Below are 12,745 nucleotides of genomic sequence, written 5' to 3'. Positions count from 1 at the left end.
GATGAACGGTGGGTGGCTTCGAGCGGGGGTGGCCCTGGCGTGCCTGGCGCTGATGGATGCGGGCGCGGTTCGTGCCGGGGCAGGGACATCGCCCGCCGCGCTGACGGCGGCCCGCTTCTCGGCCGTCGCCTATCCCGACCTTGCGAAGTGGGACGCATCCGGCTGCAGCTTCGCGGTGTTCCGGGGCAAGGACATGATTGGCCTGTTCGACACCCAGGATCCGAAGAAGACCGCACTCTTCAAGATCGACGGCACGCTCCTCTTCGTTCCGGCTGGGACGATGCAGAAGGGGGCCTATTGGAACGGGGTGGTCGCCGGAAGCGCGGTGCAGCTGATCAAGGGCAAGGCCAACCCTAAATTCAGGAATGACGGCGGGGGGCAAGGCGGGGATGGGCGGGTGGAATGGACCGGCCCGTCCGGAAGCGGCACCATTCCCGTGCGCTGGGAGGAAGGCTGCTGACGGCGGTCGTTCGGGCTCGCGCAAAGAAAAACGCCGCCGGCAAGCCGGCGGCGTGAGGAAAGGGCACGGGCCCGGCCGTGGCCGGAACCGTCACATCACTTGGTGGCGGGCGCCGCGGCGGCCTTGGCCTTCTTGCCTTCACCCGGACGGTGCTCAACGCGCTCGGCGATACGAGCCGCCTTGCCGCGACGGTCGCGCAGGTAATAGAGCTTGGCGCGACGCACCTTGCCCCGGCGCACCAGCTTGATGGAATCGATGAGCGGCGAGTGGACGGGGAACACGCGCTCCACGCCTTCGCCGTAGGAAATCTTGCGCACCGTGAAGCTCTCGTTGAGGCCGCCGCCATTGCGGGCGATCACAACGCCTTCATAGGCCTGCACGCGGGTACGCTCGCCTTCGACCACCTTCACGTTCACGATGACGGTGTCGCCGGGCTGGAACGCCGGAACGGGGCGCTTCTCGGCAAGGCGGGTGGCCTGTTCGGCCTCAAGGGTCTCGATGATGTTCATGTCGCCAACCTCTTAGCGGTCGCCAAAACGCGCGCCGTCGCCGGAACGCTGCCCCAGCGCCACATCGTGTCGTTGTAAGTTAAGGGACGGTCGGGCCTATAGCCCAGAAAGCCTGCCCTGTCATGTGCTTTTGTTCATGCGCCTGTCATCTGCGGGGCCGAGCAGGTCCGGCCGCCGCTCGCACGTCACCGCTTCCGCCTGCGTGCGGCGCCAGGCGCGGATACGGGCATGGTCGCCGGAGGTCAGCACCTCGGGAATGCCCGCGCCCTCGAACACTTGGGGGCGGGTATATTGGGGATATTCCAGCAGGCCGTCGGAGAAGCTCTCCTCGGTGCCGCTCTCGGTCTTGCCCATGACGCCGGGAATGAGCCGCACGCAGGCGTCCAGCAGCAGCAGGGCCGCGCTCTCCCCGCCGGACAGCACCACGTCGCCCACGCACACCTCTTCCAGGCCTCGGGCCGCGACGATGCGCTCGTCCACGCCCTCGAAGCGGCCGCACAGGATCACCGCGCCGGGCCCTTGCGCCAGCTCCCTCACGCGATGCTGGGTCAAGGGGCGGCCGCGCGGCGTCATGAGCAGGCGGGGGCGGGGATCGTCGGGAGGGGAGGCGGCATCGATGGCGCGGGCCAGAACGTCCGCGCGCATCACCATTCCGGGGCCGCCGCCCGCGGGCGTGTCGTCCACCGAGCGGTGGCGGTCCGTGGCGAAGTCCCGGATCTGCAGCGCGTCCAGAGACCAGAGTCCGGAGGCCAGCGCCTTGCCGGCCAGGGCCGCGCCGAGGGGCCCCGGAAACATTTCAGGATACAGGGTCAGGAGTGTCGCGCGAAAAGTCATGGATACACGGTTCGCCGCTGGACGCCCGATCCGATTCGCGAGGTGGGGCGGTCGTGCGCCCCCGGCCTCACTTGATCTCGAACAGGGTCGAGAAGCCGGAAATGTCGAACACTTCGCGGATCTGCGGCTGGAGCGAGCGCAGCGTCAGGTCGCGCTTGGCGGTGCGCATGGCCTTTCCGGCCACCAGCAGCGCGCGCAGGCCCGAGGACGACACATAGTCCACGCCCGCAAGGTCCACCGTGATGGCGCCCTCGCTCCCCGAGACGGCGTCGAGAAGGCTGGTCTCGAACGGCTTCGCATTGGGCGTGTCGAGCCGTCCCGTGACCTTCAGCACCACATCCGATCCGGCCTGTTCACGATCGATCTGCATCAGCCTTGTCCCGGTTGAGATGATGGGGAGGAGCCTCCCGATTAGCCTCATTCGCCCGCAGGCGCAATGTCATCGCGAGCCGATGGGCGAGCCACATGGAGCGCTCGAACAGGCTGACGGCCGTCAGCAGGTTGCGCGCTTCCTCCCCGCTCCCCAGATCGCCGGTGGCCAGTGTCCGGCGGATCCGGTCCAGGGCGGTGCTCTTGTCCGCCGTCAGCGCGATGACGAGGTCGAAGTCCGCCTCGGTCCCGGTTTGCGCCTCGGCAAGCTCCAGCATCATGGTCCGCAAGGATTCGCACAGGTTGAAGGCGAGGACCGGCGGCTCCCCATAGCCGTCGATCAGGTCGCCGAAATCCTTCAGCGTGTCCTGGAGCGAATGCAGGAGCCGTTGTTCCTCCTGCAGCAGCAGGGCCAGGTCGAGGTCGGCGCGTGTCAGGTGGCGGTCGATCAGTTCCACCAGGAACTGGCCCGTGGCCTCGCAAATGGCCCGGGCGCCCCGCCAGTGCACGGCCCGGACCTTGCCGTCGTCGCCCGCCCGCTGGTCCAGGTCCGGCAGGAGTTCGGGCAGGTGGCGGACGAGCCGGTTGGTCTCCTGGGCCACCAGTTCCAGGGCGGAGGCGGGGTCTTCCATGGCCTGGTCGGTGATGAAATGGGGTTGGGAGACATGGTCCTCCCGCGTCGGCGGGCTGAGGCGCCGGGCGAGGGTCTCGCTCTCGCGGCAGAAGAGGGTGACGGCGAGGCCGCCGGTCAGTTGCAGCGCCAGGAACAGGAGAGAGATGGCGAAAGGCGCCTGGTCCTGGCCGAAGTCCAACAGGGCTGCCGCCGGGTCGATCCCCGCGAGCGGCAGGGCCAGCCAGACCAGATAGACGGCGAGGCAGCCCGTCACCTTCACGAAAATGTGCACGAAGCAGAGCTGCCGTCCGGTGCCCTTGAGGCCGCCGGCGCTCACCAGCGTGGCGATCCCGGATCCAAGATTGGCGCCGAGCACGATGAAGAAGCTGTCGATAAGGTCGATGGTGCCCGTGCCGATGGAGGCGAGGCACAGGATGGTGGCGGTGGAAGCCGACTGCGTGATCACCGCTACGGCGAGGCCGATCATGAAGCCGACCGGCAGCGATATGTCCCCGAGCAGGGCGGCGATGGTCTGGGGCGAGACGTCCTGTGGGGCGAGCTTGATGAGGCTGAGCCCGAGGAACAGGAGGGCGAGGCCCAGAAGGACGCCCAGCCATTCGCGGCGCGCGGGCGTGCGGTCCAGCTTGAACTGGTAGCACAGGCCCACCAGGGCGATCAGGTAGAAGACCGCCACCTTCAGGTCCACGGAGGCGACGAAGACCAGGGCCGAGGTGCCCACATTGGCGCCCGCCACCACGGGAATGGCATCGCGCGTGGTGAGAGCGCCTCCGCGCACGAGATTGGCGCTGATGAGCGTCACGGCATTGCTGGACTGGACCACGGCGCCCGTGATCGCGCCGCTGACGAAGCCGACGATGCGCGAGCGCGTGGCGCCCTTCAGCAGGATGCGGACCCGCCGCCCCATGGCCTGCTGGAGATGGCCGCTCAGGAGCTTGAGGCCGATGAAGAGCAGTCCCAGCCCGGCGAGGAGTTCAGCAGACGCGAGCACGGAAAAGCCTCATGGGGCGGGCGGCGGTGTCAGTCCGCGGATTTCGGGCCGGCGACCAGGGTCAGCTCGTTCATCCCGTCGCGGCGGACATAGCCGATATGGCTGAGGAAATGGCGCATCAACCGCACGCCATGCCCCCCGATATGCGCGCTTTCCACACTCTCCGCGAGAGAGGCGCTCTCCACGGCCGTGGGATCGAAGGGCGGGCCGTTGTCCAGGATGCGCATGCCGACGCTGTCCGGCGCGGGGCGGAAATAGTCCACGCGAATCACAGGGTCGGACTCCACGTCCTCAAAGGCGTGGGTGATGACGTTGGCGAGCGCCTCTTCGACGGACAGTTCCAGCCCGAAGCGCAACGGCGTCGGCCAGTCGTCACGCTCTTCCAGCTCGGCCATCCAGATGGACACCTTGGCGATCTCGTCCACCACGGCGTCGATGGAGATGGAGGACAGGATCGGGGCGTCGGATGGTGAGGTCATGGACACGCAGGACCCGTCTTCTTCGTCGTTTGAGCGCTTTGTCGTTGAGCGGCGTCCGGGGCCGGTGACGCTCCTGGATCACCTGATCCGCGGCAAGGCTAGCCGTCTCCGGCGACGGCGGCAATCCATGCCGACGGCACCCCGTCACCGGAATTTCACTGAGGCTCAGGACGGGCGCGACAGGGGCGGGGCGAAGAGCAGGCCCGGCGCCCCCGTGGGCAGGCGGGCCTGGCCGAAGCCGTGCCAGCCCTGCGCGAACAGCGGCGTCTGTCGCTCGGTGTCCAGCGGGTCCACGAGGATCGCCCGGTTCCTGTCATAGAGCGCGTTGTCGCGCACCATGAGGTAGCGCGCGAAGCCGCCGTAGCGCAGCACGATATTGTGGATGTTGAAGCCCTCCGCCAGCAGGCTTGCCCAGCTCGCGGTATTGGCCGGGGCGGCGGTGGAAAAAAGCAGCATGCCGCGCGGCGCCATGGCAATGCGGGCCGTGATGGTGGCGCGCTGGAGGCGGCGGCCCCGCAGGTCGGGGTGGACCGAGGCGCCCGCGAGGCGCCCCACGGGTGTGCCTTCGCGCACGCCTAGTTCGTCCTCCCAGCGATCGCTGGGGGCATGGTCGTGCTGGAGGATGCCATAAGCAACCAGATTGGCCCCGAAGGCCCCGATCACCCGGCCGCGCCCGGACAGGATGCTCTGGAAATAGGCGCGTGATTCGGGCTTGACGATTTCCGGACGCACCACGGGGCCCATGGCCACCCGGTGCAGCGCATCCACCTCTTCCAGGTCCTGGGGGCCGAGTTCACGCCAGGCAAGAGGAGGATCCAGTGACACCGCCGCGGCAGCGGACATCACGCGATCACCTCGGCATAATTCAGCATGACGATGGGCGGATAGATGCCCAGCGCCTTGGCCACCTTCATGTTGATGATGAGGGCGAAGCGCTTGAGGGTCTCGATGGGAATGTCCTGGGGCGGGCGGTGCTGCACCAGGATCTCGATGGCCTTGGACGCCGCGAGCTGGCCCACGGAATAATAGCGCGAGACCAGTCCCACGAGCCCGTCCCCGTCGCGCAGGAAGAATTCGGTGGAGCCGAACGTGGGCAGGCCCACCGCGATGGCCACGGGCGAGATGCGGTTGAAGATGGTGGCCAGGAACGTGTCGGGCGGCAGGTAGAGCCATTCCGCGCCCTTGGCCCGGATGTCGCGCACGAACTGCTCGACGCCATCGCCCGTGGGCACGTTGCCGGCCATGTTCAGCGGCTGGGTGATGAGCGTGGCGCCGATGGAGTCACAGAAGGCCTGCATCTCCTTCACGACCACGATGGAGTTGGTCTCGTTGGGCGAATAGATGACGCCCACCTTCGAGAAGGGCTTGTAGGTCTGCATGGCGCGCATCTGCACGTCGGTGGGCACCACATGGACGGCGCCGGTGACGTTGCGGCCGGAGGATTCGGTGGAGGGGGCGATCTTGCTGCGCACCGGCGCGGCCACCAGCGCGAACACCACCGGAATGTCGCGCACGAAAGGCGCGGTGGGCGGCGCGTCATAGGGGCCGACCACGGCCAGCGTGTTGGGCGTGCCGTAGGTGTAGATCAGGTCCGGCTTGAAGGTGGGCAGCACCTCGTCGAGGATCGGCCGCACGCGCGAGGCGTCGCGATCCACGTCGCGGGTCATGAATTCGGCCTTCACGCCGGATGCATCGAAGAAATAGCGGAAGCCCCGCTCGACATCGGTCTCGCCACGGAAGGTGAGCATGAGGATGCGGTAGGGTCGCTCCTGCGCCATTTGCTGGGCCTGGGAGGGATCGATGCCCACCATGCCGGCGGCGCCGGCCCCAAGTCCCAGGGAGAGAAGTGAACGCCGGTCGATCACAACCTGCTGCCTTCCGTCGATGCGGCCTCGGAGCCTGGGGCGCTGTCCGTGCCGGATGCGCGGGTGCGGCCACTCAGGGCAAATCCGAGAGCTCCAAGGACCACCATTAAACCGATCAGTGCGCTCGCGGAAGCAAATCCGGCGGTGGCGAGCAGGAAACCGGCCGCCGCCGGACCGGTGGCGTTGCCGGTCCGTTCGATGAGCCGGAACAGGCCGAGCACGCCCGCCGAGCGTCCGCCCGGCACATGGCGCGCGGCGGCGGCCACCAGCGCCGATTGCGGGGCGATGGACATGGCCTGGCCGAGACCGAGCAGCGCCAGCACGCCCGCCACGATCCAGGGCGAGGTGCCGATGAGCAGAAGCAGCGCGCCGCCGCCGGCCACGAGGGCGCCCATGGTGACGAAGCCCGCATGGGCGCCGCTGCGCTCGGCCAGCCGGGCGAAGATGGGCACGGCGGCCACCATGAGGATGGGATAGATCATCTGCAGCCGGCCGATGGCCGCCGCGCTGTAGCCCTGCTTCTGCAGTTCCACCGGCACCAGATAGAAGCAGATGGCCACCAGCAGGAACTTCGCCGGGAGGGCACAGCCGAACAGCAGGGCCGCAAAGCGCGGCGCCTTCAGGGCCGAGCCGAGTTCGGAGAGCGAGACCCCGGCGGCGCCCTTCACCGGCTCGGAGCGCGGCATGGAGAGGGCGGCCACCAGAAGGCCCAGCACGGCAAGGGCCGTTGAGCCGAAGAAGGCCGTATGGTCGCCCAGCCGGTCGGCGAGCACGCCGCCGATGGGCGGGCCGCACAGACCCGCCACCATGATGGCCCGCACGAATACGGCGAGCGCCGCCGTGCGTTCATGGGGGCGCGAATGGTCGATCACATGCCCCTGGGCGGAGACGAACACCAGCGCATAGCCGATGGCGGCGGTAGCGCGGGTGGCGAGGAAGAGGAAATAGTCGGCGGCGAGGGCGGACCCCACATAGCTCAGCGCCGCGATGGCGGCGCCGATCACGAAACCGCGGCGGCGGCCGAGCCGCTCGGAGAGCACGGCGAACGGCAATTGGCTGAGCGCGACGCACGCCATGAAGACCACGATGGGCAGCGACATGGCGAGGTCGCGTCCCATTTCCATCCCGGACGGTGCCATGGCGCCCGCGAGGCGCGGAAGGAACGGGCGCGCCAGTTCCTCGGCCATCATGAACAGGAACAGAGCGGGCCGGATGATGGTGGCGGCGTGATTTTCGCCCGCATGCACCGTGCCGAGGCCCGTGCGTGCGCTCAAGGAATCCAGGTTCGCGATGGCGTCGGCGTCGCCGCGTCGCGTGGCCTCGGAGCGCGCCTTGGCATGGCGCTCATGCAGCAGCGCCATGTGCTGGTCGATGGGGGCGACGAAGGGCGATTTCTCGGCTGCGTCCGAATGCATCCACAGACGGCCCTGGGCCAGCGAGCGCACCCGGGCTTCCAGGGCGGCCAGTGCCTCCGTGCCGCGCGCGCCCACCACCAGCGCCACCAGTTCCAGCGCCACCAGCAGCGAGACGATGCCGATGAAGGCCACGTCCACCAGCAGGGCATTCACCTGATCGGAGACGACGCCGGGATCGATGGTGATGATGAGGCTCGCCAGCGGCGCGCCGGTGCGGGCGGTCACGGCGGTGACCACCTGCTGGGCGTGGTCGTCCTCGGGCGGGGCGCCCGCGAGGCCCAGCACCTTGCCGTCCGGACGCACCAGCTTCAGCTCGGCCAGTTCCAGATTGGCGGCGCGCAGGCCCTCCAGATAGCTGTCCACCCCCACCAGCTTGTCCAGGGGCACTCCGGACGTGACCGCGCTTTCCACCAAGGCGGCGGCGGAGCGGCCCACCGATTCCGCCTGGGCGGCGATGGCCGGGACGATGGTGCGCTCCACCGCCGCGCGGGCCGCGAAGGCGATGGCGGCGAGCGCCGCGCACAGGATGAGGGCGATGGCGAGCGAGATGCCCGCGCGCAGCCCGATCATGGCCGCTCACCTGTCTTGAGGGCCGCATGGGCGGCTTCCGCCTCGGCGAGGGCGGAGCGCGCGGCGCGCGGCCACTGGGCCGGATCTGCCGCCCGGCGCGCGGCCCGGCCGAGCCCGGCCGCCAGCAGCAGGCCGATCACGATGGTCGCGAGCGCCGAGCCCAGCAGCGTGGGGGTGGCGATGGTCTGCAATTCGCCCGACAGCGCATGCTCCCCGGCCGCCAGGGTCTGGGGATTGTAGCGCACCACCACCTGCCCGATGGTGGAGGCGAGATCGTTCTCCACGCGGCGGCTGACGGCATTGGCCGTGCGCCCGCTCTCGCGCGTGTCGATGCGGGCGGGGTCGCTGGAGAACAGCACCCGGTCATGGGCATCGGTGACATCGATGGACAGGACCGTCGGGTCGAGCCGCGCCTCGCGCTGGGTCAGGTCTGCCAGCGTGGTCTGGGCTGGCAGGGCGATGCCCAGGGAGGCGGCGGTCTGCGCGCTGCCTGCGATGCGCTCGGCCGTGACCCCGAATCGGGTCTCCACCGCCTTGCGGTGCGCGTTCTGGAGGGTGACGTAGGAGAAATAGGCGCCGAACGCCACGCACGCGGCGGCGATGACGGCGAAGAGCGCGATCAGCCCGAGAGACGTGCGGATCATGTCCTGTGCTCGAAAGCTGGCAACTTGAAAAGACGCACGTCCGCTCAATCCCCTCACGCGGCTTGGGTCCACAGGTCGGCCCAAGCCGACGCACTCCACCCGGCCCCAATGATGCGCACAGTAAGAGTGTCAGGATTCAAGATTTTGACGAATCCCCAATTTTCTCCGGCACGGGTAGGCGGCACCCGCGCTAGGCGAAAAGAGCGCATGGGGAAAGTCTGCGCAGTTTGCTCTGGTTTGCAACCGCCCATGCGGTTAACGTCCGCCGCGTTCTCGCGCTGCAAGCTCAGGCATGACATTCTACGGGCGGCTCATTTTCGTTATCGGCCTTTCCCTGGCGGTCACCCTCGTGGTGCTGCCCGGCGCGGCTTATTTTGCCGGTGAGCGGGTGAGCGAGGAGATCGAGCAGGCGCGCGTCTCCCATCTGCTGGGTGCCCTGCGCCAGACCACCGAGGCGAATCTCGGCATCGGCCTGACCCTGGACGAAATCGCGCTGCTGCAATCCACCATCGAGCGCGAAAAGGCGCAGGATCCGTCCATCGTCGTGATCGACATCTTCAATTCGGCCGGCCGGTCGGTCTACAGCACCGATCGCGGCTCGGTGGGCGAGGCGGTGGATCCCAGCTGGCTGACCTTCATCACCCGCGACGGCACCTGGCACGCGAGCTTCCGGGGCGAAACCATATTCGGGACACGGTTCGACAATGACCTCGGCGTCGCCGGCGGCATCGCCGTGACGCTGTCGGGCGCCACGCGGGTCGCCAGGACCGAAAGCTTGGCCTTCGACCTGTCCCTGCGGGCCCTGGCCATCGGCTTCTGCGCGCTCGGTGTCGGGCTCGTGCTGGCCTTCATCGCCGCCTCGCGCCTCGGCCGCCCCTTCATGCGGGTGGCCGCCATCCTGCGCGGGGGGGAGGGGGCATCGCTCCCGGTGCCGCGCGACGGGCTGGAGCGGGCCGCCTTCCAGGTCCGCGAGACATGGAGCCGGGAGGAGGCGCGGCTCGCCCGCGGCATGACGCGGCTGGAGGCGCTTGACGATGCAGACTGACGCGCATCCCGCCATCCGCTCCCGCGACCGCCTGGTCTGCGCGCTCATCACCTTCCTGATCGTCAGCCTGGTGGGCTCGGGCGCCGGCTTCATCATGATGCAGGGCTTCAAGACGCGGGTGGAGGACACGGCCCGCCGCGATGCCCGGCTGATCGGCGAGACCGTCGCACGGTCCCTGGCGGCCCAGTTCGAGAAGGCGGCTCGCTTCGGCATTCCCCTGAAGATGCTGCCGGGCGTCGAGCCCTATCTCACCGAGACGCTGCACCGCACGCCCGGCCTCACCCGGATCGTGCTGCAGGGGCCGGATGGGCGCGAGGTGCGCAGCGCCATCGGCCCCCTGACGGGCCTCGACACCGTGACCTTGCCCATCACCATCGATGGCGTCGTGTTCGGGCAGGTGGCCGTCTCCACCACGCCGGCCACCCTCAGCTCCGTGCTGGGCAAGCTGTCCTGGCGGGCGGGCGTGGTGGTGCTCACCTGCGCCAGCCTCGGCGCGGTGATCGCGGCCTTCTATGCGGGTGGGAGCCTTGTCCGGGGGCGCCGCCGCCTCGCGACCGCTTTGCTGGAGAGCGCCGCCGGCAAGCTGCGCGATGCCCCGCCCGGCGGTGGCCGCGGCCCGCTGGCCACGGCCTTCCGGGCGCTCAACAGCGGAGAGCGCCGCATGGCCGAGCGCCGCACGGCGTTCGAGGGCTATTCGGAAGAATTGCTCGCTGTCGATTTCGATGGCCGCCTGCGGGCGGAGATCGAGCAAATCCGGCGCGATGCGCAGTCGCGTCCGCCTTCCCAGCGAGAACCGTGATGCTGCTTCGCACCCGCATCACCCTCATGGTGGCCTTGGGCTTCCTGATGCTGATGGCGACCTTCTGGGCCGCCAGCCTCGTGCGCGACCGCCTTGAGGCGGACCGGACCGCGGAGGTGGCCATTTCCGGCCAGGCCGCCCTGTGGCGCGAGATCGTCGCCGTCCAGGTCTCGGACCTGGAGAAGCAGCTCGACGCCATTGAGGACGACACCAATGTGCGTATCGCCCTCACCTTCGCCAATCGCCAGGGCGTGGTCGCGGGGTTGAGCGACCTCGGCATCGAGGAGGACGAGACGCTCGCCTTCGAGGTGGTGGGGCCGGACCGGGACGTCACGTCCTTCTTCGGAGAGCAGTCCGCGCGCGGCATCCTGGACGCCGGAACCCTGGACCGCGCGTTCGCCGGCAACCGGACGGTCGGGCCGCGCCTCATCTCGGCGCAGCGCATGCTGATCGTCGCCACCCGCACCATCACCTTGCCGAGCCGGGGCACGCTGGTTCTGGTTCTCGGGCGCGACGTGAAGGTGGCCGTGGCGCGGCTCGCGGCCAGCGTCGGTTCGGAAGCGACCCTCATCTCGCTGCGCGACCGTGTCCTGTCCAGCACCGATGCGGACCTCTGGCAGTCCGCCCATCTCGCCATCACGCCGCGCCAGCCGCTCTATACCCGCGTCACCGTTGCGGATCGGATCTTCTCCGTCACCAGCGTGCCTGTGGACGGCATCAATGGCGGGACCCTGGGCGCACTTGTGAGCCTGAAGGACAACACCACCGCCTGGACGGCGCAGAGCACCCTGCGATGGGTGGCCATCGCGGTGGGCGTCGGGCTCACCGTGTTCGTGGTCATCGGCCTCAACGTCTTCCTGTGGTTCAGCTTCCGTCCCCTGGAGAATGCCATCGGCGTGCTCCAGGCGCTCTCGCGCGGCGACACGTCTGTGGTACTCGACCATACCGGGGACGATGAGATCGGCCGTATCGGGCAGGCCATTGCGGGCCTGCGCCGCAACGCCCAGGCGCTCGCGGAATCGCGCCGCCATCGGGATCGGGTGCGCCGCCGGCAGGAGACCGTGATCTCTACCGAGCTGAAGTTGCTGGCCGATTCCATCGACGCCACGGACCGCGAGGAACTGCTCGCTTTGCTGGCCCGGTCTTCCGGTGGGGAGGCCGAGGACGAATTGCGGCGCCTCGCCCGGGTGATGCACGATTTGTCGCGGCGCATCGTCGAGCAGCATACCCGCCTGTCCTCCATGGTGGTGGAACTGCGCGAGGCCCTGGTGACGAAGACCAAGCTGGCGGGCCTCCAGCAGGAGCTGGAGATTGCCCGTCAGGTCCAGCTCGCCATCCTGCCGAAAGCTTTTCCGGACGACCCGCGCCTCGTGCTGGATGCGCACATGACGCCTGCGCGCGAGGTGGGCGGCGATTTCTACGACTACTTCCTCATCGACAAGTCCACCCTCGGCTTCGTCGTGGCCGATGTGTCGGGCAAGGGTGTGCCCGCCGCGCTGTTCATGGCCATCTCGCGCACGCTGCTGCGCTCCACCGCCTTGTTCGAGCGCTCGCCCGCCGGCTGCGTGCGGCGATTGAACGACCTGCTCGCCATGGAAAACGAACAGATGCTGTTCGTGACCCTGTTCTACGGCGTGCTCGACCTGGACACCGGGCGCGTGAGCTATGTGAATGCCGGCCACAACCTACCCTACCGCATCTCCCCCGCCGGTGAGATCCGCACCATTGCCAGTACGGCAGGCATGGCCGTGGCCGTCATGGAGGGCTTCGTCTACCGGGAGGGGTCCTTCGACCTCGATCCCGGCGACACGCTGGTTCTCTTCACGGACGGCGTGACCGAGGCCATCGACGTGGACGGGGTGCTGTATGGCGAACGCCGCCTGGAGGCCCTGCTGGCGGAAGGCGCGCAGGACTGGAGCGTGCAGGAAGTGTCCCAGCACATTCTCGGCTCCATCCGTGAATTCGAGCGCGGTGCGCCCCAGGCCGACGACATCACCTGCCTGAACCTGCGCTTCTTCGGCAGCCACCAGCCGCATTTCTGACCGTCCCCGCCCTGGGCAAGGGGTGCCAACTTGCCCTTGCCTCCCGGGTCGGAGGGTGAAACGGTGTTGGCCCACAAATGATCGGCCCCGGC

13 protein-coding genes are annotated in these 12,745 nt (G+C 68.7%); 4 read left to right on the top strand and 9 right to left on the bottom strand.

Annotated elements, in window-relative coordinates; translation table 11 throughout:
• Nucleotide 1: 1 nt before the first annotated feature.
• A complete protein-coding gene (locus tag EJJ38_RS14965; RefSeq protein WP_127090919.1) occupies nucleotides 2–460 on the top strand; it encodes a hypothetical protein in 459 nt (152 codons plus the stop codon).
• Nucleotides 461–555: 95 nt separating this feature from the next.
• Here EJJ38_RS14965 and rplS read toward each other — a convergent pair whose 3' ends face one another.
• The 9 genes from rplS to EJJ38_RS14920 all read right to left on the bottom strand — a co-directional run bounded on the left by rplS (nucleotide 556) and on the right by EJJ38_RS14920 (nucleotide 8,767).
• Nucleotides 556–969: a 50S ribosomal protein L19 gene (rplS, locus tag EJJ38_RS14960; protein ID WP_127090918.1), complete on the bottom strand. Its 414-nt coding sequence runs from the start codon at nucleotides 967–969 to the stop codon at nucleotides 556–558.
• Nucleotides 970–1,089: 120 nt separating this feature from the next.
• Nucleotides 1,090–1,803 carry a tRNA (guanosine(37)-N1)-methyltransferase TrmD gene (trmD, locus tag EJJ38_RS14955; RefSeq protein ID WP_127090917.1) on the bottom strand — a complete coding sequence of 238 codons (714 nt, stop codon included), beginning with the start codon at nucleotides 1,801–1,803 and terminating at the stop codon, nucleotides 1,090–1,092.
• Between the two features lie 67 nt (nucleotides 1,804–1,870).
• Entirely contained in the window at nucleotides 1,871–2,173 is a 303-nt protein-coding gene (locus EJJ38_RS14950) for an STAS domain-containing protein (RefSeq protein WP_127090916.1), read from the bottom strand.
• Nucleotides 2,157–3,794 (bottom strand): Na/Pi symporter, encoded by a 1,638-nt coding sequence (locus EJJ38_RS14945; protein ID WP_127090915.1) that lies wholly within the window; start codon nucleotides 3,792–3,794, stop codon nucleotides 2,157–2,159. The genes EJJ38_RS14950 and EJJ38_RS14945 overlap by 17 nt, the downstream gene beginning before the upstream one ends.
• Before the next feature lie 29 nt (nucleotides 3,795–3,823).
• The gene (locus tag EJJ38_RS14940; protein WP_127090914.1) at nucleotides 3,824–4,273 is read right to left on the bottom strand and encodes an ATP-binding protein; all 450 of its coding nucleotides are present in this window, start codon (nucleotides 4,271–4,273) and stop codon (nucleotides 3,824–3,826) included.
• Between the two features lie 165 nt (nucleotides 4,274–4,438).
• Entirely contained in the window at nucleotides 4,439–5,116 is a 678-nt protein-coding gene (locus EJJ38_RS14935; RefSeq protein ID WP_127090913.1) for a hypothetical protein, read from the bottom strand.
• Entirely contained in the window at nucleotides 5,116–6,138 is a 1,023-nt protein-coding gene (locus EJJ38_RS14930; protein ID WP_127090912.1) for an ABC transporter substrate-binding protein, read from the bottom strand. The genes EJJ38_RS14935 and EJJ38_RS14930 overlap by 1 nt, the downstream gene beginning before the upstream one ends.
• Nucleotides 6,135–8,123, bottom strand: a complete 1,989-nt coding sequence (locus EJJ38_RS14925) for an MFS transporter (protein WP_127090911.1) — start codon at nucleotides 8,121–8,123, stop codon at nucleotides 6,135–6,137. The genes EJJ38_RS14930 and EJJ38_RS14925 overlap by 4 nt, the downstream gene beginning before the upstream one ends.
• Complete coding sequence (locus EJJ38_RS14920) at nucleotides 8,120–8,767, bottom strand: hypothetical protein (protein ID WP_127090910.1); 648 nt, start codon at nucleotides 8,765–8,767, stop codon at nucleotides 8,120–8,122. The genes EJJ38_RS14925 and EJJ38_RS14920 overlap by 4 nt, the downstream gene beginning before the upstream one ends.
• A 292-nt stretch (nucleotides 8,768–9,059) precedes the next feature.
• Between EJJ38_RS14920 and EJJ38_RS14915 the strand changes: the two genes are divergently transcribed.
• Genes EJJ38_RS14915 through EJJ38_RS14905 form a run of 3 tightly spaced genes read left to right on the top strand, consistent with a single transcriptional unit; the run spans nucleotide 9,060 to nucleotide 12,653 of the window.
• A complete protein-coding gene (locus EJJ38_RS14915) occupies nucleotides 9,060–9,812 on the top strand; it encodes a hypothetical protein (RefSeq protein WP_127090909.1) in 753 nt (250 codons plus the stop codon).
• Nucleotides 9,802–10,611: a LapA family protein gene (locus tag EJJ38_RS14910; protein WP_127090908.1), complete on the top strand. Its 810-nt coding sequence runs from the start codon at nucleotides 9,802–9,804 to the stop codon at nucleotides 10,609–10,611. Before EJJ38_RS14915 ends, EJJ38_RS14910 begins: the two co-directional genes overlap by 11 nt.
• On the top strand, nucleotides 10,611–12,653 hold the full coding sequence (locus tag EJJ38_RS14905) for a SpoIIE family protein phosphatase (protein ID WP_127090907.1): 2,043 nt from the start codon (nucleotides 10,611–10,613) through the stop codon (nucleotides 12,651–12,653). The genes EJJ38_RS14910 and EJJ38_RS14905 overlap by 1 nt, the downstream gene beginning before the upstream one ends.
• The last annotated feature ends 92 nt before the right edge of the window (nucleotides 12,654–12,745 follow it).

Source organism: Aquabacter cavernae (assembly GCF_003993795.1).
Lineage (GTDB): Bacteria > Pseudomonadota > Alphaproteobacteria > Rhizobiales > Xanthobacteraceae > Aquabacter > Aquabacter cavernae.
Note: the sequence above shows the minus strand (reverse complement) of the source record. Positions and strands in the feature narration are given on the sequence as shown.